The organism is Chimaeribacter sp. YP20170169, assembly GCF_056739715.1.
In genome coordinates, this window is the sequence record NZ_CP176826.1 from 37065 (window position 1) to 58185 (window position 21121).

Genomic DNA, 21121 nt, shown 5'->3' on the forward strand with positions numbered 1-21121 from the left:
ATGCCCTCTTCCCCTATCGTACTGGTGACCGGCGCGGCCTCTGGCATGGGCCGGGCCGTGGCCGCCTATTTTCTCTCCCGCCAGTGGGAGGTGATCGCCGTAGATCTGGCGGAGATGCCGCAGCAGCCCGGCCTGACGTTGGTGCAGGCTGACATCACCCGCCATGATGAGCTGGCGGCACGCCTTGACGCGGCACTGGGCGATCGCCGCCTCAATGCCACTGTCCATGCGGCGGGCATCTTCCCGGTCTCCAGTCTGGAGAGCTACAGCGAGGAGCTGTACCGCCGCATCTTTGACGTCAATGTGCTTGGCTCCCTCAACATCGCGCGGGTGGCGGCCGATCGGGTGGCGGAGACGGGTGCCACCCTGCTGCTGTTTGCCTCAGTGGATGCCTTTGCCGTCTCCCATAACCAGTTGCTCTACAGCGCCTCCAAGGCGGCGGTGGTCTCCCTGACCAAATCGCTGGCGATGGAGCTGGTGGGGCGCGGCATGGTGGTCAACGCCATCGCGCCCGGCTGGGTGGAGACCGAGGGCACGCTGGCGGGCGGCCGCCTGCAAGAGGGGGTGAAGGCGGTGCCGTTGCAGCGCGCCGCCCGGCCAGAGGAGATCGCCGACTGGGTATGGAAGTTCAGCGCTGAGCCGGGGTATGTCACCGGTGAAACCTTCGTGGTCTCCGGCGGGGCCTATATGCGCTGAGGGGACGGCACTCCCGGTTTCTTTTAACCTGACAGGGGCATCACCATGAAAGAGATAACACTGGATGCAAGCACTGCCGAAGAGGTGAAGGATCATCGCGGCCCGGCCACACCCGACCGGACATTGACCCGCGCGGTCACGGGCGTCACGCTTGGCAACATGGTGGAGTGGTTTGACTTCGCCATCTACTCCTCCATGTCCACACTGCTGGCCAAGGTCTTTTTTCCCACCAGCAACAGTTATAACGAGCTGATCGCCATCTATGCCGCCTTCGCCGCCGGTTTCCTGATCCGGCCGCTGGGCGGGCTACTGTTCGGCCCGATTGGCGACAAATATGGCCGCCGCACCGCGCTGGTCGCCAGCATCAGCCTGATGGCGACGGCCACGTTGGCGATCGCGCTGATCCCCAGCTATCACAGCATTGGTTTGGCCGCGCCCATCCTGCTGGTGGTGATGCGCATGTTGCAGGGACTCTCCACCGGTGGCGAGTATGGCGGCTCCTGCATCTTCATCGCCGAGCATAGCCCAGACAAACGGCGCACCTTCTTCACCAGCTGGCTGGAGTTTGGCAACATCGCCGGGTTTTTGGTCGGCGGGGTGATTGTCAACCTGATCAGCAGCCTGCTGGGCGCGGAGACCATGCTCGCGTGGGGCTGGCGCGTGCCGTTCGTGATTGCCGGGCTGATGGGCATCGTGGCGCTATTTATTCGCCTGCGGGTCGATGAGACCCCGGTCTTTCGGCAGATGCAGGCCAATAAATCGCACCAGCCCGCCCGGCCCCCCTTCTGGAAATTGGTCGCCAGCGAGTGGCCGCAACTGTTGCGCAGCGCCGGGCTGGTCGCCACCTTCAACATCAACTACTACATTGTGCTTGGCTATCTCCCCAGTTATCTGGTGAGCTTCCTTGGCCGCTCCGAGCAGTTCAGCGCCACCTTGTCGATGACCGCCACCCTGGCACTGCTGCTGTTCATCCCGCTGTTTGGTATGCTCGGCGATCGCATTGGCCGCAAGCGGATGCTGGTAACCGGCTGTCTGATGATGCTGTTCTGCGTACTGCCGATCTTCTGGGCCATCCAGACGCAGGGGCTGGCGGCGATTATCCTCGGCATGGCGGTGCTGATTCTGGCGATGCTGTTCTTCGAGGGCACCATTCCCGCCACCCTCACCTCCATGTTCGGCGCAACCGTGCGCTACAGCTGCTTCGCCATCAGCTACAACGTCTCGGTCTCCGCGCTGGGCGGCACCGCGCCGCTAATCAACACCTGGTTGATCAAGGAGACCGGCCTGACCATTATTCCTGCCCTCTACCTGATGGGCGGCGCCCTGCTCGGCCTGCTGGCGCTATGGGGACTGCGCGACCGCACCGGGCAGCCAATGCCCTCCTGATCGCCCGAGGGCGCACGCATCCGGCCAGCCACCGGATGCGTTTCTCATTTCTTTACTCACTACTTACGTTGGCACGTGGAGGGATGACAAGGCAGATGCTATAGATCAAACGGGAGCATCAGGCCCCGCTGTTTATGACATTGCACAGGAGTTACCGATGAAAATTGCCTGTCTGGGATGGGGATCGCTTATTTGGAAGCCGGGGCCACTGCCAGTGGCAGGCGAATGGCGCAGTGATGGCCCGGAAGTACCGGTAGAGTTCTCGCGGGTGGGAGACCGCGGCGAACTCTCCACGGCAGTATCCCTGAATGCCCCGCTGCTTCAGGTGTTTTGGGCAGAGCTGGCGGTGGAGGGGGTGGATCAGGCCATTGCCGCGCTGCGGGAGCGTGAGGGGATTCCAGAGCAGCGGCATGATGGCGTGGGCGCGCTGTTTTTGGCCGCGTCCCCCGTCGGCCCGCTGGCCGAGTGGGCGCTGGCACGTGACATTGATGTGGTGATTTGGACGGCCTTGCCGCCACGCATCCACAATATTGAAGGGCGCATCCCCTCCATTGAAGAGGCGGTGGCCTACCTGAGTAGCCTGACCGGTGAGACCCGCGAGCACGCGATGGATTACCTGGAGCAGGTGCCCGCCCAACTGGATACGCCCTACCGGCGTGCCATCAAAGCCCAGCTTTGCTGGGGATAACCCTACCACCTCCCCAAGCCTGATTGACCATCAGGCTTTTTACCCTTACCGCATCACTTGCTATTTGCACCCTGGCGACCCACCTGCTGGATGCCCCACAGCGCCAACGCGTGATCCTCCTCTGACGGCAAGCCGCTGATGCTAACCGCCCCTAGCACCGCGCCACTGCTGTTCAGCAGCGGAAAGCTGCCGCCGTGGTCAGTGTAGTCAGACTGGCTGAGGAAAGCGTACTGGGCCATCGTTTCGCCGCGTTGTTGGTTCAACATCCCGACGTACATGGAGGAGTGGCCGTAACGCAACACGGTATTGCGCTTGCGCCGCATCCACTCCAGGTTGTCAGGCACGGAGCCGGGCAACGCCGAGAGAAACAACACCTGACCAAAGGCATAGACCTCAATCGCCACCGGCGCGCCGCGCTCTGCTGCCCGATCGTGAAGATGCCGACCCAATGCCCACGCCGTCGAGAAATCAAAATGAGCCAACCGGCTTTCGGTCTCCTGCTGCAATAGCTGTTCGGGTAATAGCGCGTCCATTATACTCCCTTAATGAAATTAAAATTCCGCATCATAAGAACATAGAAAAAAAGTTTTGAGTGTGATGGCGATCCCATCTGCTCTTTTGATTCATGCAATGGAGGTATCGGTGCTCTGATGGAAAAATGGCGCTCCAGCATCAAAAGCATGGCCACATAAAACAAAGTTATGCTTTGTCTACAGGTTGCTTGTACAAACTCTGTTGTGATTTCTATTTCGATGCAACCGATTTTGTTGCCGGTGGGATATTGATATGGAATAGATGCGGGGAGGAAAAATAAAGGGGGACACACGGCTTACGCGGTCCCCGTCAGGATTATTTATTAAAAGCGCTCTATTTTTCCCTATTATTGTCACACCCTTGAGCAAGGAAAATATGACTGCACTCTGAATACCAAATAGGTGCGTTAAATGCCCAAGGAAGATCGTGTGATTATCTTTCCTCACAGATATATATCCCTATACCTCTGCCTATCGTAACTCACTGCTATTGATTTCAATCAGGCACTCTACGCTGTAGTGAGACATCACAATCCAAGGCTGCTGTCACTGTGTGAGACGTAATTCCTGTCACCAATGGTCACGGAGCGTTTAGCATCTACTGACAGCAGCTTAATTGCCTGTTCGCAATCCTCAAATTTGTGATAACCCCTTGAGCTGGTTGCGATCACCTCATCATTGGAGGCATTAAAACGCCAACGCCATTCGTTGGCATGATCTTTAAAAATATAAAAGTATGGAATGGATGTCATATCTTCACCTTAATCTTACCTATTAAATATCCAGTGATATTACAATGGTTCACTTGCCCCCATCAGGTTATTTGAAGGAACAATGTAAGGTTAACTAAAATAGTTTGTTTTACCAACTCACCTTTGAATAATTTATTTTTCAGTGTCTTTAAATTATCATGTAGCCGTAAATAAAATAGAAAATTTGAGATTTGTGAAGGTAAATATGGCAGTAAATGATAACGTAAGTGAAATATTGATACTTTAAATAGCCTCTCATTGAGAATATTCAGTGCAAAGTAAAAAGGTGAAACCCTCTATTTAGGAGGTGGAGAAAGGGGTATTACCTGCTTTGAGGTAGAGATTAGTCAAAGTAGCTGATGGAACGCTCATCCGCGCATTGGTTAATAAATTTAATCATTTTTTCTCATCAGGGCGGCATTGGCGTGCTGGACAGAGGACGGTCGCCGGATTCCGGCACGATCCAAGGATCCTGCTCAAAGGATCCTTTTTGGCATTCATAGATCATGGCTCTAAAACGCACTACAACGCATTATGCGGGCTTTTCTCCTTTGCAGCCCCCTTCCCTTGCATGGGGGTAAAAAACGCGTCTGGATGCATTATAGGCGCTTTTAGGCGCCCTTTTTGCGGTTACTGCGTACTTTTATCTCATCTTTCAAGCGTGTCATGTTGCCGACGTCTCCGATGATCCCGTACCAATCCAGCCACTTACGTAGATCCGCCAGCGCAATTTTTTCAGTGGGATCATAGGCTTCCAGCTTGGTACGGTACTCATCCATCAAACCGATGCAGCGGCGCGCCCATTTGCCCTCCAGATCCGAGCCAGCCAGAACATGTGGCCGGCGCGGCAGACGCGGGCGCAGGGGTTTAGCTGTACTGGTGCTGGATTCGATCACGTAGAAAAATTTGATCGCCTTGACGGATCGACCCGACTTGACCGGCTCCCAATCGACCGAAATGTCGGTATTGGCGTTGATCCTTTCGATCGCCGGCACCAGCACATCACGTTTGAAAAAGCGGTACTCCTCGTACTTGCCCACCAGCCCGGTGCGCTCTTTCATCCAGTCGATTTCGAAAGGATCCGTCTCGATGATCCCCTGATCCCGTGAATTGCGCGTAAGTTTCCTGAATTTTACCAGCCAGCTGTAAAGCCGGAAAGCGAAAGGCGTATCCAGACGTGACACATGTTCGAAATCTACCTGCGTAAATTCGCGTTTCAGGTCATAGAGATAGGGTACAACGTCTGGGGAGAAACGGATGGTGACATCGGCGGTATTGTCGGAGGCATCATAGCGGATCGAAGAGAACCAAAACCGCTTGACCTTATCGAGGCGTTTTTTCTTTTCGTCCCACTCGTAAGTCACGATTGGCTTGCTGCCAAGAGAGTCTGCGGCCCGCTTGAGTTGCTGGTGGGTATGGGAAGGGTGTACACCAAACATCTTTTCAAAATCAGCGGGATAGAGCGTATACAGCCCGTCAGGCTGGGATTTTTTGCTGTCAATTTGCACCAGTGCCAGGTAGAGCAAGCGCATCTCGTCCAGCGTGGCGCTGTAGGCACCCTCAAGCAGCTTGTTATCCTGTGTTACATACAGTTTTTTAACATCCAGCTTATTCGACATGGGCGTTCCGGCAGGTGATATTTTTCAAAAATATATCACCTTAGCCAAAGTTATCAACAGATCCTGAGATCACGTTTGACCGCAAATCATGTCACCTGAGACCGCAAAAAGTATCACGTCTGACCGCAAATCTTATCACCTGAGACCGCAAATCCTATCACCTATTGAATTGTAATCTATTGATTCATAATGGGAAAAACACCCCTAGAAACAAGAAAGAAGAGAAACAAGAAACAGAGAAAAAAACAAACTAACGCAGCTTCGCTTTGTTTTTTTGTTTTTTGAACCAGTGAGATTCACCCGATTTTGGCAAAACCTATTTCACAACAGTTTTACAACAAACTTACAACGAAGGCTGGTCTGTTTCCGGAGGGCGTTCCCCTGCGAGCTACCGCAAAAGTTATCACGTTTGACGCCGCTACAGGCCAGAGGTGCGCTGTGCAATAAATCATCACTTCGTAAGGCCGAGCTTACTGTTGTGGTAAGACAGCCCAGCAAGGCCCTCTCCAGCATCACCGCAAAAGTTATCACCTTTGGTCGCCGTGGCCGATACGGGCCGTCTCCTCTTACCGCAAAAGTTATCACGTTTCGCGCGGCACTGTATTTGCTTATATTGTTGATTTAATTCATTAATTATTGAAGCGTGTAGAAAGCCCGAAAAGTTATCACGTTTGTGAAGACGATCGCAGCATCAAGGCGCAGATGTTGTCTGGGCACCGCAAATCTTCTCACGTTAAGCCTTAAAGTAATGTCAAAAGCATACCTTTTTGGTACTAAAAACGGTCTAAAGTCATGCCAAAGCGGTACTTTTTTCGTCTCGCTTCATGCTTATTACACTACTGCCCGTTTGACATTGTGGGGATGTTACTCTTCCCGATGAAAATATGGCTCTTGCTGGAGGTACTGTTGAGGTCAGATGGAGATGACATAAGGATAGGTGTTTGGAGCAAGTAAGCATTTGCTCACTACCGCAAATCCTATCACGTTTCAGTGCGCTAAAAGGCACCCTATTGGTACTAATAAGGTGTTTTTACACCACTATTTCTATACCTAAAAAGTGCCCGATTGGCGCTGTTTTTATGCAAAAAGTACTTCTGGGGGCGTGATATCCCTGCGCACGGATAATGACGATGCTGTCCACTGGCCATACAATGTGCCTGACCCTTCACTCATGTAACGACAAGGAGCCGTTATGTTGATGCCGAATCTCGTTATCCTGTATGTCGATGATCCTGTGGCAAGCAGTGAGTTTTACCAACGTCTGCTGGGCAAAGCGCCGGATGACTGCTTTCCCACCTGGGCCGCCTTCTCTTTTGACAATGGCCTCCATCTGGGGCTGTGGTCTAAACAGGCGCGTGACTTCGTATCCGATGGCAGCGGCCATCGTTCAGAGCTTTCCTTTATGGTGGAAAGCCCTGAAAAAGTAGAAGCGCTGTACCAGCAATGGCTGTCACTCGGCGTTGATATCGAGCAGGCACCGCTGGATGCAGTGTTTGGCCGTACCTTTGTGGCACACGACCCTGACGGGCATCGCCTGCGCGTCTGCGTGCCGGATAATTGATCCCTTCTTTCCCCCTCTATATAGAAGAAGAAAACCCTCCCTCAGGCACGCACTGTCAGCGGGCCTGATTCCCCTCCTTCCCGTCTGTGCCCGCAGGCGAAGCCTCAGCAGCATCAATCTCAGTTGTGTCATGTTGTTCCTCAGTATTAGCGGCTACTCCGCCTGTTTCTTTGCCATCACCAGCAGCATCGGCGGTGGGGTCGGTGCCGGTGTCGGCGGCCGGGGAGGCCTGTTCTGCGTCAGGGTGAGGAACATCCCCAGCAGTAGCAACACTGGAAGTAGCCGGCACAGCCGGCACGTCATCGAGCAGATCGTCATAAAACCCCATCAGTTAGTTTTCCCTATTTGCTCAGAGAGCCATTTGTTAAAGGCATTCTCAGCCTGCTTGTCGGTCATGCCGGTCAGTTTCATGGCATCCTTGAAGCCCTGCTTTCTCATGCGGAGCTGCTCGGCCACCAGCTTTTTGGCGTCGTCGCGCTCCTGCTCCGCCTTTTTGGCGCTGGCAAGGGCAAGTTTCAGCTCGGTCGCCTTTTTGGCCGTGGCGGTGCGCGCGCGGGCTGCCTTTTTGCGGAGCTGCTCTATCTGGTCGCGGCTGGTGGCCTGCTTCTTGGCCATGGCCTGCTGGGCGGCCTGATAGCGGGCAAACTCCTTGCGCACCTTGTCTTGGTCAGTCTCGGCGCTCCGGTTGCGCCCCATGGCCTTCTGTTCGTCTTCAGTGAAGGTGCGGGTGGTTTTCTTTTTGTCATCACCAAAGGCAACCTGGGTCGCGGCCTTCTTCAGTTGCTGGCCAAGCTGGCGCTGCCATGTCATCGACTGGAAGCGCGTCATGGTGTGGATCACGTGCTTGCAGGCGACGCCAGTCAGGTCGGGGTTTCGCACCTTAGGGAAGGCGTATTCCGCCGGCGGCTTCAGGGCGTAATTGCCGGCCGTGGCCATGTAGCGATACCAATACTGGTGACGGCCGCAATCACAGTCGAAGGAAACGCGGCCGGCGGCCAGCTGGCGGGAGAGGGTCATCAGGGAGGCCTTCTCATGCCCCACGTCCTCTACATACCGATCCCACTCCTCAAAGCGCACCCGCACCAGGTGGTGATCGTCCATTGAGATGTCCGAGGCCTCTACCTTCACCATGGCGGTATTGTGCTGGAGGCGGATGAATATCGCCTTTTTGATGCCGCTGCCGTCATCCACTTTGTTGCTGGCGCGCTGCACATCGATCTTGGTGGATTGCGCCACCAGCTGGGCATAGGTGATGCCTGGCACATCGCTATTGAACTGGGTGCGGTGCGCCATGCGACCGGTGATAAACCGCTTCATGTCCTCGGGGGTGAAGAAGGTCCCCTCTTTTTTATTGCCCAGCTCAAGGAACTTCTCCAGCTCCTTGTTACGCATCATGGCCGGCGTCAGGGTACGGCGCGCGCCCTGGCGGTTTTTGCGTTGGGTCTTGCGGATCCGGTTAAAGACCTTCAGGAACTCGGCCGCAGACAGACCATGCGTGGCATAGCGGCCGTTCTCCTTGCGGTCAAAATCTGGGGATGGCATCGCTTATCCTCAGCTGACGTAGAGAGAGCCGGAGATCTCCGGGCTGGTGGCGGAGAAGGTGTTGATCTGCTCACGGATCCACGCCAGGGTAGGCACCGTAATTTCAGTGCCGGCAATCATGGCGTCGCACTCATCCTCCAGCCCACACACCAGCGTGACTACCCAACGCAGCTCAGCAGTGCCCCAGATACGGTAGGCAATCAGGTCAGGGCGATAAATTTCATCGGCCAGGATGTCATAGGCCAGCAGGTCAGAGTCATAGCTCAGGGACTTGGCCATAATCTCCTGGCGCATATAGGCGCGCAGGATGGGATCGGCTACGTTCCGGTCGTCCAGGCGACTAATGGCATCACTCACAGGTAGTTCCCCTTGCCCGTCAGCGGGCTATAAGAGGCCTGCTCGAAAGATTGGCGCTCAAAGGCGCTGACGATAGTCCGCAGCGGATTAAGCGGTGAGGCTGGCTCCTGGGCGCGTGTGAAGCCCAGCATCTTTTCCAGGTACTGGACGCTGGCCACGTTGTTAAAGGTGGTGGCAAAGGCGCACAGCATGGTAAGGCTGTGCTCACCGCGCAGCTGTTCCCAGTCGATACGGTAAACGGTTGATCCTTTCGCATCCCGCGCCACGTCTACCAGGGTGTCAGGAATGTTGAAGCGCCCGCCGGCATTACGGGGGAAGGTGATTGCTTTCTGGCGCACCAGCTCGCGGTAGATGTCCAGGGCTTCCACCAGCGCCGGCTTGCCGCTGGCACCTGCATCCCCCAGGCGCACCCGCACCCCGGCGCGCGCGGTGATGAAGTCGCTGGACTCATCCACCAGCACTTCAAATCCCTTCTGCTCCAGGTCGTGGATAGTCTCAATCAGCTGCTGCTCAAGCTGATGGCGGTTATCAGGCAGTTTGATGGCCTCAGCAATGAACAGCTCTCCATCCTTCCAAGCGGCTTTAGCCAGCATTGGGGGGCTGGTGGTCAGGCAGATGGCACAGATTTTTTTGTTGATCATGCAGGGTATCCCGTGGCGCGCCCGCCTGGATTGGCGGACAGGCTGAAGGATACGGTTATTTACATTTGCCTGAGCATCGAAAAGGAAAAGCTATCTACTTTCACAGGGAGGAAGCTTTGTGTTCGAGGTCTACATGATAAAATGTCCACAACAGAAGATGGAAATCTAAGGTGGCGTAAGGACATTGTAGAGTAGAATGATTAGGCTGTTTTTACCTCCAACTGCCTGGAAACCATCGAATGAACGACAATAATATTCCACTAATCTATCTTTTAAACACTGATTTAGATTCTGAAAAAGCACTTCAAGAATCTGGCTTTAATGCACACAGATATAAATTGAATGGTTATACTTCATACGAGCAATCTTATTATCCTTTATCAGTGCCTTATCGGCAGGGAATCCCGGAAAACATTCACGAGGCTGAATTTCTAGTTATCGACACCATGCTAAGTGAATTTAGCCACGGGGGGAAAGGAAGGTCGCCAATTTATGTAAGATTTCCACACACACCGGCTTATGTAGACCTGCTTCCGATAGACATGTCCATAATTAATCAGCGAGTATTTTCAACTAAAAAAGACCAAGCAGTTATTATTTTTTGTGATAGCAATACTAATGCTGTATATTCAATGGATTATGGCCCTAATTCAACCACGCAACATGTCAGATATACAACATATAATTTCGTCAATAGTTACCTTAATGCTGTTGATAGGTCAGGCGTTCGCTTCAAGAAACCAGAGAGTATCATTTTAAAAGATTTAACAGATCTATTATTTAAATACTCACGCGGCAGCAGTTACAATATCATTTTTAATGGGGTGGATAAAAACGATGTAATCTTAGCTGAAAATGAAGCTGGAGAAGTTATTTCTTTTTTAAGAATAGTAAAAGAAAAAACCTTTGTCTTTCTGCCGGTTATTTATAACAAGCATGAATTCTTAAATGAACTATTTAGCAGTGTCTTACCTGACACCCCTCTTTTTGAAGATTACTTCCCAAACAATGGGAGCTTCCAGTGGGTTAGTAGCGACCTATATATTTCACATGAGGAAAAAATAAAGTCCAATGAAATTAAAGAGCTAAAAAACAACTACGAAGAAAACCTTTTGAGATTACAAGGTGAGTTAAGTGATTTAGCTAGTAAAGATGAGAATGTAAAAACAAAAGCTTTACTTACTGCAAATGATGACGAGCTTGTCCTCTCGGTCAAATGGTTCCTTGAATATGTTGGCTTTGAAAACATAATTATTCCTGATGAAGATGTTGATGAAGAAAATGGCGGGGTGCTTGAAGAGGATTTAAATATAGAAACATCATCTACAACTTATCTATTTGAAGTGAAAGGGATTGGCGGAACTTCATCTGATGATCAATGTGCTCAGATTTCAAAGATAGTGTATCGTCGTGAAGAGGCTAACCCTGATCATAATTACAAAGGTATTTACATAGTAAATCATCAACGCCAAAAAAATCCTAAAGAGCGAAAAAACCCGCCGTTTTTCGATCAGCAGGTGCTCGATGCGGCAATAGCTCGCAGAGGCATGACTTACACATATGAACTATTCCAGGTCTATCACATGATTGAGGCAGGAATTCTCGATAAAGCTGATGTAAGAGCTGCATTCAATCAGCGCGGCCTTATAGATTTTCGCAAATCATTGACGCCTTTAATCTGCGACCACACCTTTCGTGACATCAACGTGTACTCTTTTGACCTTATCAGAACACCTGACACGACGATAAGCAATAAAGATAGAGTGGTGGTTAAGGATGAAGACAACCACTGGCACTTGTTATCGATTTATGGGATACAGGTAAACCAAAAGCCACTCGATGAAGCAACAGCAGATAGTGGTGGTAGTGCCGGGGTAAAAGTAAACAGACTTGTGCCAGGGGCGAGAGAATTTTTCCTCTTGAAAAAATAAACATAAGAAGCCCTAACGGGCTTCTTTGTTCTGAAATGCATTCAATCCATCATGGAGCAGCATTAGGCCAGGCCGATTATTGATGGAATATTTCCCTTTGCAGATTAGCTTGAAGATTATAAGCGGCACAAAAATGAAATTGTTTTGATGAAATTTTCATCAAGTTGCCCATTAAGCTCCGGGCAGAAGCATAGTAAAGATTCTGCGCTCTTCTTTATTCATAATTTATAAATTGATGTTCATTTCTTGCGCAAGGCTTCCCAATATGCCTGCTTAAAGAGCAAGCTTATCGTAGAATATTCTTATTTTCGCAAGCAGTTCATAAAATAAGCGCCATGGCATCGACCAGCAATTCAAGAGGACTATATGTATATGATGGAGCATCACAATAGCTGCCAGGCAGATAAAGTCGCACAGGATGAAGCCCGCAGGATTATCAGCTTTGCCGAGATGCTCTTACCCCGGGCACGGCAAAGTCCCGGCCGCATCGCATCGGCCTATATCCCCGATCTACAGGCCTATGAAATCTATCTCAGGATGAAGGATGGCACCGCTCAGCCACATGGGCTTAATGTACTCGTTGTGGCAAACATATCAGCGGCAAAGCCCGGTACAGGCGGGTTCACGCTGTTGCTCCAGCAGCTCAAGGCGTATGCCGAACAGCGCAGATGGGTGCTGAAATTCGAAAATGTTTTGGACGCGCGTTTCCGGGCATTTTTGGAGAAGGAAGGGTTTGTTTTCCCTGATGTAGGGATGCACTACCACGGCTCAGGATACTGGGCAGCGAAGGGAGTGATGTCTACAGAGGAGCTGGTGGCATTAAGATAGCGTGAGCTGGTGAAGAGAACCGCCCAGAAGGGCGGTTTAGGTAAAACGCATTAAAGATCAGCGAACTATTCAGCAGGAACCAATATAGTTATTACGCATCGGGGCGCATGATAGGGCAGGCGGCTGACCAGTGCAAATTGAGTATGTTGGTCAGCTGTCGGCCACATTAGAGATAGTCTCCTTCGTAACCATCCATCAGATCCTCCCGGTAGTTGGAAAGCAGGCGCAGCGCATAAGCTGTCTCCTGAACGGTTGCATCACTTTCAGCAGCGAGAACGGTTGTCTTTACCAGGTGATAGGATGCATCCAACTCAAAGCCATTCATCATCAGGAATATCGATGCGGCCTGAAAGGCTGTGCGTTTATTCGCATCATTGAAGGCATGAGCCTTTGCAATGCCCACCAGGTACATGGCTGCCAAGCTAAAAACATCATCGCAATTTTCATAATGGTGAAGAGTTTGCACTCGATTAAGTGCTCCTTCGAGCCTATCTAGGTTTGGCGTACCACTGTTAGGCAAAGTTACTCTCTGAAGGTTGATGACCTGTTCCGTAGTCAGGAAAATGATCTCCATCATTTATCTTCCAGAGCCTTAATTATTTTTGCGTGTTTCTTGCGTGTTTTTTCAATCGCTTCATCAAAAGAAAGCGATCTACCCGGAGGTAAAATTGATCTGTGCGGGTGCGCTAAATCTTCGGCCTTTTTAACGGACTCAGTTAGATGCTTAGGTAAGCCCATAGGATCCCAAGTAGTGGCGTTTCCAGCGTAGATGTCAGCCCTATCATCAGACTTATTCATAAAACCTAATACACCCACGCCACCAGCAGCTCGGGCACTCAGCAAGATGTCAGGTTTACCGCGTTGGGTGACTATGATTTGCTCGCCGTTGCGTAATGCTTCAAGTACATCTGCAAGCTCATCGCGCATACGTGTATAGCTAATATTTTTCATAGCAAGCTCCTAGATATGTACATGTACAGGTTAGCGCTAGGATGAAGGATTGGCAAGTATGCTGAAGTTAAAAAGCCGAAAGTGGAAAATCCTCAAGTGTTCCTTTTAAGAATGTTCCTAATAAATTATAATGTTTACGATTTTTTACATATTTAAGGATGGTGTATGGCTAGTTATGTCGATTCAAATCTTTCTAAAGGTGAAGAGGTAATCACCCGCGCCCATGTATCTTGGCTTTCCTTCTTATTCGTAATAGTAATTGGTACAGTGTGTTTGCTGATAGGGCTGTTAGGAGCACTTATTCGTGGGAGCGGTGGCGACGACATTCCTGGCATTTCGTGGTTTTTCATTTTAGTGGGGGCATTTCTCCTTCTTAAGGTCACCCTGATCATCGTAACTACAGAGCTTGCATTAACAAATAAGCGCGTCATCGCTAAATTTGGCTTTATCCGCAGAACTACTGTTGAACTACGCCTTGATAAAGTCGAAAGTTTAGAGGTAAATCAAGGAATTATGGGGCGCTTGCTCGGGTATGGGAATATTGTTGTTAAAGGAACTGGCGGCACAGGCACCCCAATTCCATCTATCAAAAAACCCTTAGACTTTAGACGAATCGTTAACAATTACATTGAAGAAAGAGAAGCAGTTTAAGATTTGATAGCGTTTAGAAGGCCATCTTTAAAGGGTGGCCTTTTTTATTTCATTTGAAAATGATAATTGGCAAGCGCCAGAAAAGGGAAGAGCCGCCCGGGGGCAGCTCTTGTTCATCAAGGTAAGTTGAATCTTAACTGAAATCGATAACGACGGTCATGTAAATGCCAGGGCACTTTAATCAACCCAGGCACCAAAAACAATACGTGATGCTCGGTCAGACGGATTTTTTTGCGGGTGGTGGAGTGGCAGTTTTTTGCTTACTGACGTGCCAGAAAAGCTTTCTGCGGCGATTACTTAGGCGATTTTTGCTCATAAAATAAAATACATTTTAGATTAGGGGTATATCGATGCGCGCCATCTGATATGCCAGCGCCAGCAGCTCGTACTGAGTCCCATTCAAAGCCTCAAAGGTTCGCTTTCCGCCTACAGTGCCTGCGGCATGTACGGGTACAAGCCACGGGTAACAATCACGAACCCTTGCCGGCGCGGCCAGCTGGTGGTGCCACTCGCACAATGGCAGCACCAGCTTGTGCGCGCCCGGCTTTACCCGGCCGTCAATGTGGTGCAATGAGACCTGCTCTGTGAGAATGTCATGCTGTAGGCAGGCAATGCATGGAAGGGTGCCCAGGGCGGCCATGATGCCGCGCTCCTCGGCGGTAGGGCTACGCCCCTTGGTGCCCAGACTGCGCGCCGGCTTTCGCGTCCTGGCCGCCGCTGGTGGCTTGCTAACTGCCTGCTGGCGCTTAGCCTGGGCTTTCTCCACCAGCTGGTGCATCTTCTTCTCTTCCGTCACTCCATCGATGGCCGGCACAGGCTATAGGGGCATTGAGGCATTGATAGCGCTATTCATCAGCCAGCCATGGCGCTTGAACACCATTTATTCATCCAACATGTCGATTACAGATAATGTCTTTCCCGCTGCCAACAAATGCATAACGGACAATCCGGACGGTCATCAAAGAAGTTGAAATGTGAGCCTTTTTGATATTCAATTGGTACTAATTAAGCACTCATTTAACTCCAGGAAGGTGTCATGATTATACTTATTGGTAGTCAGAAAGGCGGGTGTGGGAAATCCACAACGGCCGCCAATATCTGTGCAGAGCTGGCACGTCAGGGGAAAGATGTCATTCTGGTGGACGCTGACCGTCAGGGCACCGCGTCGAATTGGGTGACCGATCGCAATAGTCAGGAAGGGCTGTCGGTTGTCCACAGTATCCAGAAGTTCGATAATATTCGTGAAACCCTGCTCGACCTTGCCAAACGTTATGAGTATGTAGTGGTGGACTCCGCTGGCCGCGACAGCCGAGAACTGCGTACCGGTATGACTGCCGCCGATGTGTTGCTAGTACCCTTCCGCCCTTCCCAACCCGATCTCGACACCCTGCCAAAACTGAACGACATCATTACTCAGGCGCTGGATATTAATGATGCGTTGCGCCCCTGCGCGGTGCTGACCATGGCACCCACCAATCCGGTGGTCAATGAGACTCAGGAAGCCAAAGATTATTTGGCCGACTTCCCGGTACTGAAGCTGCTCAACACCGTTATACGCGATCGCAAAATTTACCGTGACTGCATGTCAGAAGGTAAAGGGGTGGTGGAGATGGATAATGGCAAGGCCAAAGCGGAAATCCAGTGTCTGGTACAGGAGTTGATCACATGGTAAAGCGTCGCGAGCCACCGGTTGTACCGGTAGAGAAGAAAATTGAAGCCTTTGCCGCCCAGGCCGATAACAGTGTGGCGGTGGCACCTTCACAAGATAAGGATGCCAAGCGTGACTATAAGGCGATCCGCGTTCCTTTCAATGAGTATGAGTTTGCCCAACTGGAAGCGCTCTGTGAGAAGACCCAGCGCTCCAAACTCAATATGATCCGCTACGCGCTGGCTTTCTACGCCGAACATGGCCTGAATGAGTTATCTTGATACTTTTTTGGTATCTTATTAGTACCAAAAAGGCACCTTATAGGTGCCTTTTTGGTATGATAAAAGTGCGTATTTTTGCCAATGTTGATGAGTATCGCCGTACTCTGCCCATTAGGGTTATCCACAGAATCAGTGGATAACTCCGGGAGAAACCCTGCTCAACCAACCACTCACGTGATGACTTCCTGTTAAAGTAGCGCCCTCAAAAGGCAGGTCGAGGAAATGGGCCTGCGATGCCGCAGCGCTCATCACGCCGGCAGGCTGCAAACCGGATGCACTGGCGGCGTGATGCCGCACGACGTTTAACCTTCCCGGAGGACTGTTTGGCTTTATCCCGCTTCAAATCGCCTGATCGTGTCATGGCAATTTTTCTGCTCATTATCAGTGTCGCCGTGATTACTGTAGTCGGGTGGTCCATGTGGCAATCCTGGCAGCACACCCTGCAAGACACCGAAAAGCAGGCCAGAAACCAGTCCGTCTCCCTCTCGCGCCAGGCCGAAGACACTTTCCTGCAAGTGCAGATCACGCTGGAGGATATCCTCCGCCATAGCGATGACATCTTTAACCACCCTGAACACTATATTGGCCCACAGGGGTTGTTGGGCATCCAGAAAAGCCGCTTGCCGCAGCTGCATGGCCTGTTTGTTTATGATGGGCAGGGGAACTGGCTCGCGACCTCTGGCAAAAAAATGTTGCCCCATGCCAATAACGCCGATCGTGAATACTTCCGCTGGCACCGCAGCCATACGGATACCCATATCCATGTTGGCCATGTGATTGCTAGCCGCTCCACGGGCGATCTGATTATCCCGGTTTCCCTAAGAATAAATGATGCCGCGGGCCACTTTCGCGGCGTGGTGCTCGGCACTGTGCGGGTCGATTTTTTCCGCCAGTTCTATGGCTACTATGAGATGGCCCCGACCGACCTGCTCGGCCTGACCCACCTGGATTCCACCGTGCTGTATGTCCGGCCATTCCCGGATATCATCATTAATAGAAGCATGGCCTCGACGCCGCTCTATCGCCAGTTGCTGAGAGCCTCACCCTTAGGCGGCGGCACCTGGCGATCACCTGTTGATGGCGTGACGCGCATTTTTGGTTATGCGCAACTGACCAGTTATCCGTTGGTGGTGGCGGTTGGGCTGGATAAGAGCGTATTGAAACGCCAGTGGCTCAAAAATAATATCGCCATCCTGTTTCCGAATATCTTGCTGCTGCTGACCGTGGTGCTGTTTGGCCGCCTGATGCTGAAGCAGTTCCGCAAAACGCTCGAACATCGGCAGGAGCTGTTGTTAGCGCGGGATGAGCTGACGCGCGCCAACCTGACACTGCGCGATCTGGCGTTGATTGACGGGCTGACCGGATTGGGCAATCGCCGCCAGTTTGATATCTGTCTGGAGCAGAGTCTGGCCCGTGCGGCCCTGACCGGGGAGCCAGTTTCCTTAATCATGTGTGATATCGATTTTTTCAAAAGCTACAATGACAGCCGGGGCCACGTTGCTGGGGATGAGTGCCTGAAAAGGGTGGCAGATATATTGAAATACTTGCCGCGCCGTAGCACTGACATTGTTGCCCGCTACGGGGGTGAGGAGTTCGCGCTGATCCTGCCGGCCACCGACATTGAGGCTGCCGAACAGCTGGCGCAACGCATTCTGGCGACCATCCGTCAGGCGGCGCTGCCGCACCATGCCTCGCTGTTACCGGAGAAGATCATCACACTCAGTGCCGGTATCAGTACCTCTGTTACTGGCAGTGACGCCCTGACACTCAAGCAGTCGGCAGACGCCGCACTCTATACTGCCAAGCGCTCGGGCCGCAATTGCATTGTCAGTGCCTGGGACAGAATTTCATGAGTCAAAATGGCACCTAATAAATATCAATAACGCACCATATTGGTACTAAAAAGGCATCTTTAAGATGCCTTTTTGATTCCTGCAAGTTGGGGGCTATTATCGCACTTGATCAGGCGGTGAAAGGGTGGGGCGGGTAAATTGCTGCTCCAACATGTTGTTGCCCCACTGGTCGCCTTGCCACTCTTTTGTCAGCGTGAAGCCAAAGGATTCATAGAGTCGGCGGGCAGCATTCAGGCCGCTGAACGTCCATAAATGCACGGCTGAGAACCCGCGCTGGTCACAGAAGGCCATCGCTTCAGCCAGCAGTTTTCTGCCCACGCCGCCCCCCTGGCATCCCTCATCCAGGATAAACCAGCGCAGGTGCGCTTCATTGTTACCTAAGTCCTCACCATCAATCGCCACTGACCCGACAATCTGGCCACGATGAATTGCCAGCCAGATATTATTGTCCGCGGCCTCCAGACGGCTAGCAAACTCCGCCAAACCTGAGGCCACCTTACCCTCAAAGAAATGCCCAAAACCATGGTGCTTGGCGTAGTAGCGGCCATGCATCTCGGCAATCCGGCCAATCATACCCGGCTGGTAACCGGCCTGAATTGTTATGCCAGCCAGCACGGGAGAAGCAGGTTCATCCCGACAGGCTTTCAGGGCTTGTGCGTAGGCCGCCAGCCCTTGGGCGACGGAGTGCTGCTGGGTGGCATCCAGATGTGCCAAGGCGTCAAGCACTCGCATGGAGCCATAGTCATTGATGCGGGCGACCGTCTCACGGCCTTTGGAGGTCAGCTGAAGCTGTTTGAGGCGGGCATCGTCTGGCGCAGCAACTTCTTCAATTTCCCCACACTGGATCAATTTGCTGAGCATCCGGCTGACGCTGGACTTCTCAAGCCCAAGTAACTGCACCAGCTGCACGGCCGTCATGGCCGTGTGGCTCTCTATCTCTAGTAAGGCATGGACGGCAGAGGGAGAGTAGGGGGTTGCCGCCAGTGTGGCATTCATAAATCCTAACTCACGCACCATCAGGCGTGAGGAGACTCGGATATTTTCTACAACCAGTTGATTGGGTGACATAGGAAACCTTCGCTGCGTTATTGTTGTATAATACAACCATTTTAACAGGAAGGTTGTCAACGCCCTGTTTTGTTTCCCGTCAGGAACAGAGTGGCCTGACTGACAAGGGCTGCGTTCAGGCCGCCGGTAGGGCAACCGCCGCAGTGACAAAGTCCCGCATCAGGCGGGTCGCATGGGGCGTGCCACCTAATGCCTGCAACAGTGCATCAGGATCCTTGCCTTCCGCACGCAACAGATCGGCGCGCATAGTGATCACGGCAGCCAGTATCTCGGCAGTGAATTCAGGGTGGAATTGCGTGGAGAGGGCGTACGGCCCATAACGGACAATTTGGAAAGCATCGTGATCGGAATCTGCCAGTGCCTCGGCACCGGGGGGTAAGCGGATGATGCTCTGCATATGGGTCAGGTGCGCGGCAAAGCGTGGGGGCAAGCCAGAGAGCATTGGGTCACTTTTCGCCTCTGGTCGCAGGCGAATCTGGTGGCAGCCAATCTCACGTCCCCTTGGGTGATAATCCACCTCACCGCCCAGTGCATGTGCCATCAGTTGGTGGCCATAGCAGATCCCAAACAGCGGCATATTGATGGCCATCGCGGCACGGATCCACTCGGCAGTGCGTTCACTCCAGGGAAGGCGTTCCGTTACCATTGCCCACGATCCGGTGATGATAGCAACTCTGCGGGCATCGGGTGGGGGCAGGGGATCCCCTTCAAACACCCGGACAACCTGAACGGACGCTGGTTCGCACGCCAAAGCATGGGTAAACCACACAGGCAGATCGCCATGGACAGTGCGGATAGTCTCTGGAGGAGTACCAACCTGAATAAGCAGTAGAGGGGTGGATTCCATCGTTATTATGCTCCATGAGTGAAGGGGAAACCTGATAATCAGCCTAACAAAACTCAGGCTGGCTTCACTATGCGATTTTGTTTAACTCAGAGGGGCGAAAAACAGGGAATGAAACGACCGTAGAAGGGCAGGGGAAAATAATTGAAAGCAGTTCCAGCCCTATTTCCTGCGACCTGTGTCACGGTAACGAAATAATCCTTTGGGACTGTCCTTTAAAGAAAGAGGGCTGGAATATCAGATTAGGGTAAATTCGCGATTAAGCATCCTGGGTAGCCTGTTGGCCGCCAAAACATGGCGTCCTGAATATCATATCCTGTTACCCGTAGATGGCGTGTCTATAAAACACACGTTATCAAAGCCAGGTAAGGGACGGCCTTTTTATTATCCTTTTTTTTTCTTCAACAGTTTCTTTAACGCCTTGATCTCTTTGGCCGTCAGCACTGCGTCTTCAGGTTCAGCCGCTTCCTGAATATGCTGGTTATCTACTTCTTCAGCATTGATAAGTTCTGCCGCGCCGCGGTTTTCCAGTGCTGACAGCAGCAGCTGTTCGGAAATACGGCTTAAGCTTTCCTGCTCCTGTTCTGCGTATTCCCGCAGTTGCTCTTTGAGTGGCACCGGGATCTTGATGGTAAGAGAAGTCATGTCACTCACAGAATACTCCTTTATTAAACTTTTATTACAACTGAAACCGAATTTGGCTTACTAAAATAGAGCATTGTTAACACAAAACACAATACCCCTGATACGATGTCACGAAAATGTCATAATTGAGTAACACTTTAATTTATCCCAATCCTGCTCGTTATTGTTTCCGAGAGAAAGCAATGTTGGGACAGTTAAGTTTTATTGATGGATAATTATTCCTGATAGCCTGAGATGAATCTGGAGTGTATGGCCGTAGCAAAAGTGGCTTGGGTAGGTTCAAGGCACCTCCCTGCTTTTCAGCGATGCCGACACCATGTTTGCCAAAAAGGTTATCCACTTATCCACCGGCCAGATCCTAATAATAAGATCCGTATAAGATCCCTCTAAGATCCAAAAGAGATCCCCGATCGCCGCAGGCCGCGCCACGTCTGGGCTGGCAGGGGGTTCACATAAGCGGAAAACAGTAGAATATAAGCTGTAGTGAGTAACCGATAAGCTGTAGGTGGCTGAATATAAGCTATAATTAGCGGATGACATAAGCTATAGTGAGCGGGAGGGGCAAAATGGGCATCCATCCGGTGGATAGATTTTATCATTTATTTACAATGGCTTATGTCGATACATCCCTTTTGTTGCAAGATTT

The 21121-nt window shown here is 51.6% G+C and carries 23 protein-coding genes; 10 read left to right on the forward strand and 13 right to left on the reverse strand.

The annotated features are described in order from the left end of the window. The 3 genes from ACK3SD_RS19465 to ACK3SD_RS19475 all read left to right on the forward strand — a co-directional run bounded on the left by ACK3SD_RS19465 (nucleotide 1) and on the right by ACK3SD_RS19475 (nucleotide 2770). Nucleotides 1-696 carry an SDR family NAD(P)-dependent oxidoreductase gene (locus tag ACK3SD_RS19465; RefSeq protein ID WP_481127976.1) on the forward strand — a complete coding sequence of 232 codons (696 nt, stop codon included), beginning with the start codon at nucleotides 1-3 and terminating at the stop codon, nucleotides 694-696. Between the two features lie 45 nt (nucleotides 697-741). Next, complete coding sequence (locus tag ACK3SD_RS19470; RefSeq protein WP_137765082.1) at nucleotides 742-2082, forward strand: MFS transporter; 1341 nt, start codon at nucleotides 742-744, stop codon at nucleotides 2080-2082. A 157-nt stretch (nucleotides 2083-2239) separates the two neighbouring features. Continuing rightward, on the forward strand, nucleotides 2240-2770 hold the full coding sequence (locus tag ACK3SD_RS19475) for a hypothetical protein (protein ID WP_481127977.1): 531 nt from the start codon (nucleotides 2240-2242) through the stop codon (nucleotides 2768-2770). Nucleotides 2771-2823: 53 nt separating this feature from the next. Here the strand turns inward: ACK3SD_RS19475 and ACK3SD_RS19480 are convergent, their stop codons facing one another. From ACK3SD_RS19480 to ACK3SD_RS19490, 3 genes are all read right to left on the reverse strand, one after another. Next, entirely contained in the window at nucleotides 2824-3303 is a 480-nt protein-coding gene (locus ACK3SD_RS19480; RefSeq protein WP_481127978.1) for a heme-degrading domain-containing protein, read from the reverse strand. Between the two features lie 527 nt (nucleotides 3304-3830). Further along, entirely contained in the window at nucleotides 3831-4055 is a 225-nt protein-coding gene (locus tag ACK3SD_RS19485) for a YegP family protein (RefSeq protein ID WP_481127979.1), read from the reverse strand. Nucleotides 4056-4666: 611 nt separating this feature from the next. Next, the gene (locus tag ACK3SD_RS19490) at nucleotides 4667-5674 is read right to left on the reverse strand and encodes a replication initiation protein (protein ID WP_481127980.1); all 1008 of its coding nucleotides are present in this window, start codon (nucleotides 5672-5674) and stop codon (nucleotides 4667-4669) included. 1192 nt (nucleotides 5675-6866) lie between these two features. Between ACK3SD_RS19490 and ACK3SD_RS19495 the strand changes: the two genes are divergently transcribed. Further along, nucleotides 6867-7235: a VOC family protein gene (locus ACK3SD_RS19495; protein ID WP_481127981.1), complete on the forward strand. Its 369-nt coding sequence runs from the start codon at nucleotides 6867-6869 to the stop codon at nucleotides 7233-7235. Between the two features lie 153 nt (nucleotides 7236-7388). Here the strand turns inward: ACK3SD_RS19495 and ACK3SD_RS19500 are convergent, their stop codons facing one another. The 4 genes from ACK3SD_RS19500 to ACK3SD_RS19515 are packed head-to-tail and all read right to left on the reverse strand — an operon-like array spanning nucleotide 7389 to nucleotide 9775. Next, on the reverse strand, nucleotides 7389-7553 hold the full coding sequence (locus ACK3SD_RS19500) for a hypothetical protein (protein ID WP_481127982.1): 165 nt from the start codon (nucleotides 7551-7553) through the stop codon (nucleotides 7389-7391). A 9-nt stretch (nucleotides 7554-7562) separates the two neighbouring features. Continuing rightward, nucleotides 7563-8777, reverse strand: a complete 1215-nt coding sequence (locus tag ACK3SD_RS19505; RefSeq protein ID WP_481127983.1) for a phage tail protein — start codon at nucleotides 8775-8777, stop codon at nucleotides 7563-7565. Nucleotides 8778-8786: 9 nt separating this feature from the next. Beyond that, complete coding sequence (locus ACK3SD_RS19510; RefSeq protein ID WP_481127984.1) at nucleotides 8787-9134, reverse strand: hypothetical protein; 348 nt, start codon at nucleotides 9132-9134, stop codon at nucleotides 8787-8789. Continuing rightward, entirely contained in the window at nucleotides 9131-9775 is a 645-nt protein-coding gene (locus tag ACK3SD_RS19515; protein WP_481127985.1) for a maturation control protein, read from the reverse strand. Before ACK3SD_RS19515 ends, ACK3SD_RS19510 begins: the two co-directional genes overlap by 4 nt. 239 nt (nucleotides 9776-10014) lie before the next feature. On the opposite strand from ACK3SD_RS19515, the gene ACK3SD_RS19520 reads away from it, so the two are divergent. Further along, a complete protein-coding gene (locus ACK3SD_RS19520; protein ID WP_481127986.1) occupies nucleotides 10015-11706 on the forward strand; it encodes a hypothetical protein in 1692 nt (563 codons plus the stop codon). Between the two features lie 366 nt (nucleotides 11707-12072). Beyond that, nucleotides 12073-12534, forward strand: coding sequence for a hypothetical protein (locus tag ACK3SD_RS19525; RefSeq protein WP_481127987.1), 462 nt, complete (start codon nucleotides 12073-12075; stop codon nucleotides 12532-12534). A 166-nt stretch (nucleotides 12535-12700) separates the two neighbouring features. On the opposite strand, the gene ACK3SD_RS19530 is transcribed toward ACK3SD_RS19525, so the two are convergent. Further along, nucleotides 12701-13111 carry a type II toxin-antitoxin system death-on-curing family toxin gene (locus ACK3SD_RS19530; RefSeq protein ID WP_137765845.1) on the reverse strand — a complete coding sequence of 137 codons (411 nt, stop codon included), beginning with the start codon at nucleotides 13109-13111 and terminating at the stop codon, nucleotides 12701-12703. Continuing rightward, nucleotides 13108-13485, reverse strand: coding sequence for a type II toxin-antitoxin system Phd/YefM family antitoxin (locus ACK3SD_RS19535; protein ID WP_481127988.1), 378 nt, complete (start codon nucleotides 13483-13485; stop codon nucleotides 13108-13110). Before ACK3SD_RS19535 ends, ACK3SD_RS19530 begins: the two co-directional genes overlap by 4 nt. A gap of 165 nt (nucleotides 13486-13650) precedes the next feature. Between ACK3SD_RS19535 and ACK3SD_RS19540 the strand changes: the two genes are divergently transcribed. Beyond that, the gene (locus ACK3SD_RS19540; RefSeq protein ID WP_481127989.1) at nucleotides 13651-14136 is read left to right on the forward strand and encodes a PH domain-containing protein; all 486 of its coding nucleotides are present in this window, start codon (nucleotides 13651-13653) and stop codon (nucleotides 14134-14136) included. Nucleotides 14137-14467: 331 nt separating this feature from the next. Here the strand turns inward: ACK3SD_RS19540 and ACK3SD_RS19545 are convergent, their stop codons facing one another. Next, nucleotides 14468-14914 carry a Ref family recombination enhancement nuclease gene (locus ACK3SD_RS19545; RefSeq protein WP_481127990.1) on the reverse strand — a complete coding sequence of 149 codons (447 nt, stop codon included), beginning with the start codon at nucleotides 14912-14914 and terminating at the stop codon, nucleotides 14468-14470. A gap of 258 nt (nucleotides 14915-15172) precedes the next feature. Between ACK3SD_RS19545 and ACK3SD_RS19550 the strand changes: the two genes are divergently transcribed. The 3 genes from ACK3SD_RS19550 to ACK3SD_RS19560 all read left to right on the forward strand — a co-directional run bounded on the left by ACK3SD_RS19550 (nucleotide 15173) and on the right by ACK3SD_RS19560 (nucleotide 17918). Continuing rightward, nucleotides 15173-15808, forward strand: a complete 636-nt coding sequence (locus ACK3SD_RS19550) for an AAA family ATPase (protein WP_137765088.1) — start codon at nucleotides 15173-15175, stop codon at nucleotides 15806-15808. Continuing rightward, nucleotides 15802-16065: a hypothetical protein gene (locus ACK3SD_RS19555; RefSeq protein ID WP_137765089.1), complete on the forward strand. Its 264-nt coding sequence runs from the start codon at nucleotides 15802-15804 to the stop codon at nucleotides 16063-16065. The genes ACK3SD_RS19550 and ACK3SD_RS19555 overlap by 7 nt, the downstream gene beginning before the upstream one ends. Before the next feature lie 416 nt (nucleotides 16066-16481). Then, on the forward strand, nucleotides 16482-17918 hold the full coding sequence (locus ACK3SD_RS19560) for a sensor domain-containing diguanylate cyclase (protein WP_481127991.1): 1437 nt from the start codon (nucleotides 16482-16484) through the stop codon (nucleotides 17916-17918). Between the two features lie 96 nt (nucleotides 17919-18014). Here ACK3SD_RS19560 and ACK3SD_RS19565 read toward each other — a convergent pair whose 3' ends face one another. The 3 genes from ACK3SD_RS19565 to ACK3SD_RS19575 form a co-directional block, all read right to left on the reverse strand. Further along, on the reverse strand, nucleotides 18015-18986 hold the full coding sequence (locus ACK3SD_RS19565; protein ID WP_481127992.1) for a bifunctional helix-turn-helix transcriptional regulator/GNAT family N-acetyltransferase: 972 nt from the start codon (nucleotides 18984-18986) through the stop codon (nucleotides 18015-18017). A 115-nt stretch (nucleotides 18987-19101) separates the two neighbouring features. Further along, the gene (locus tag ACK3SD_RS19570; RefSeq protein ID WP_481127993.1) at nucleotides 19102-19833 is read right to left on the reverse strand and encodes a glutamine amidotransferase; all 732 of its coding nucleotides are present in this window, start codon (nucleotides 19831-19833) and stop codon (nucleotides 19102-19104) included. 381 nt (nucleotides 19834-20214) lie between these two features. Continuing rightward, nucleotides 20215-20475 carry a hypothetical protein gene (locus ACK3SD_RS19575; protein WP_481128050.1) on the reverse strand — a complete coding sequence of 87 codons (261 nt, stop codon included), beginning with the start codon at nucleotides 20473-20475 and terminating at the stop codon, nucleotides 20215-20217. Between the last annotated feature and the right edge of the window lie 646 nt (nucleotides 20476-21121).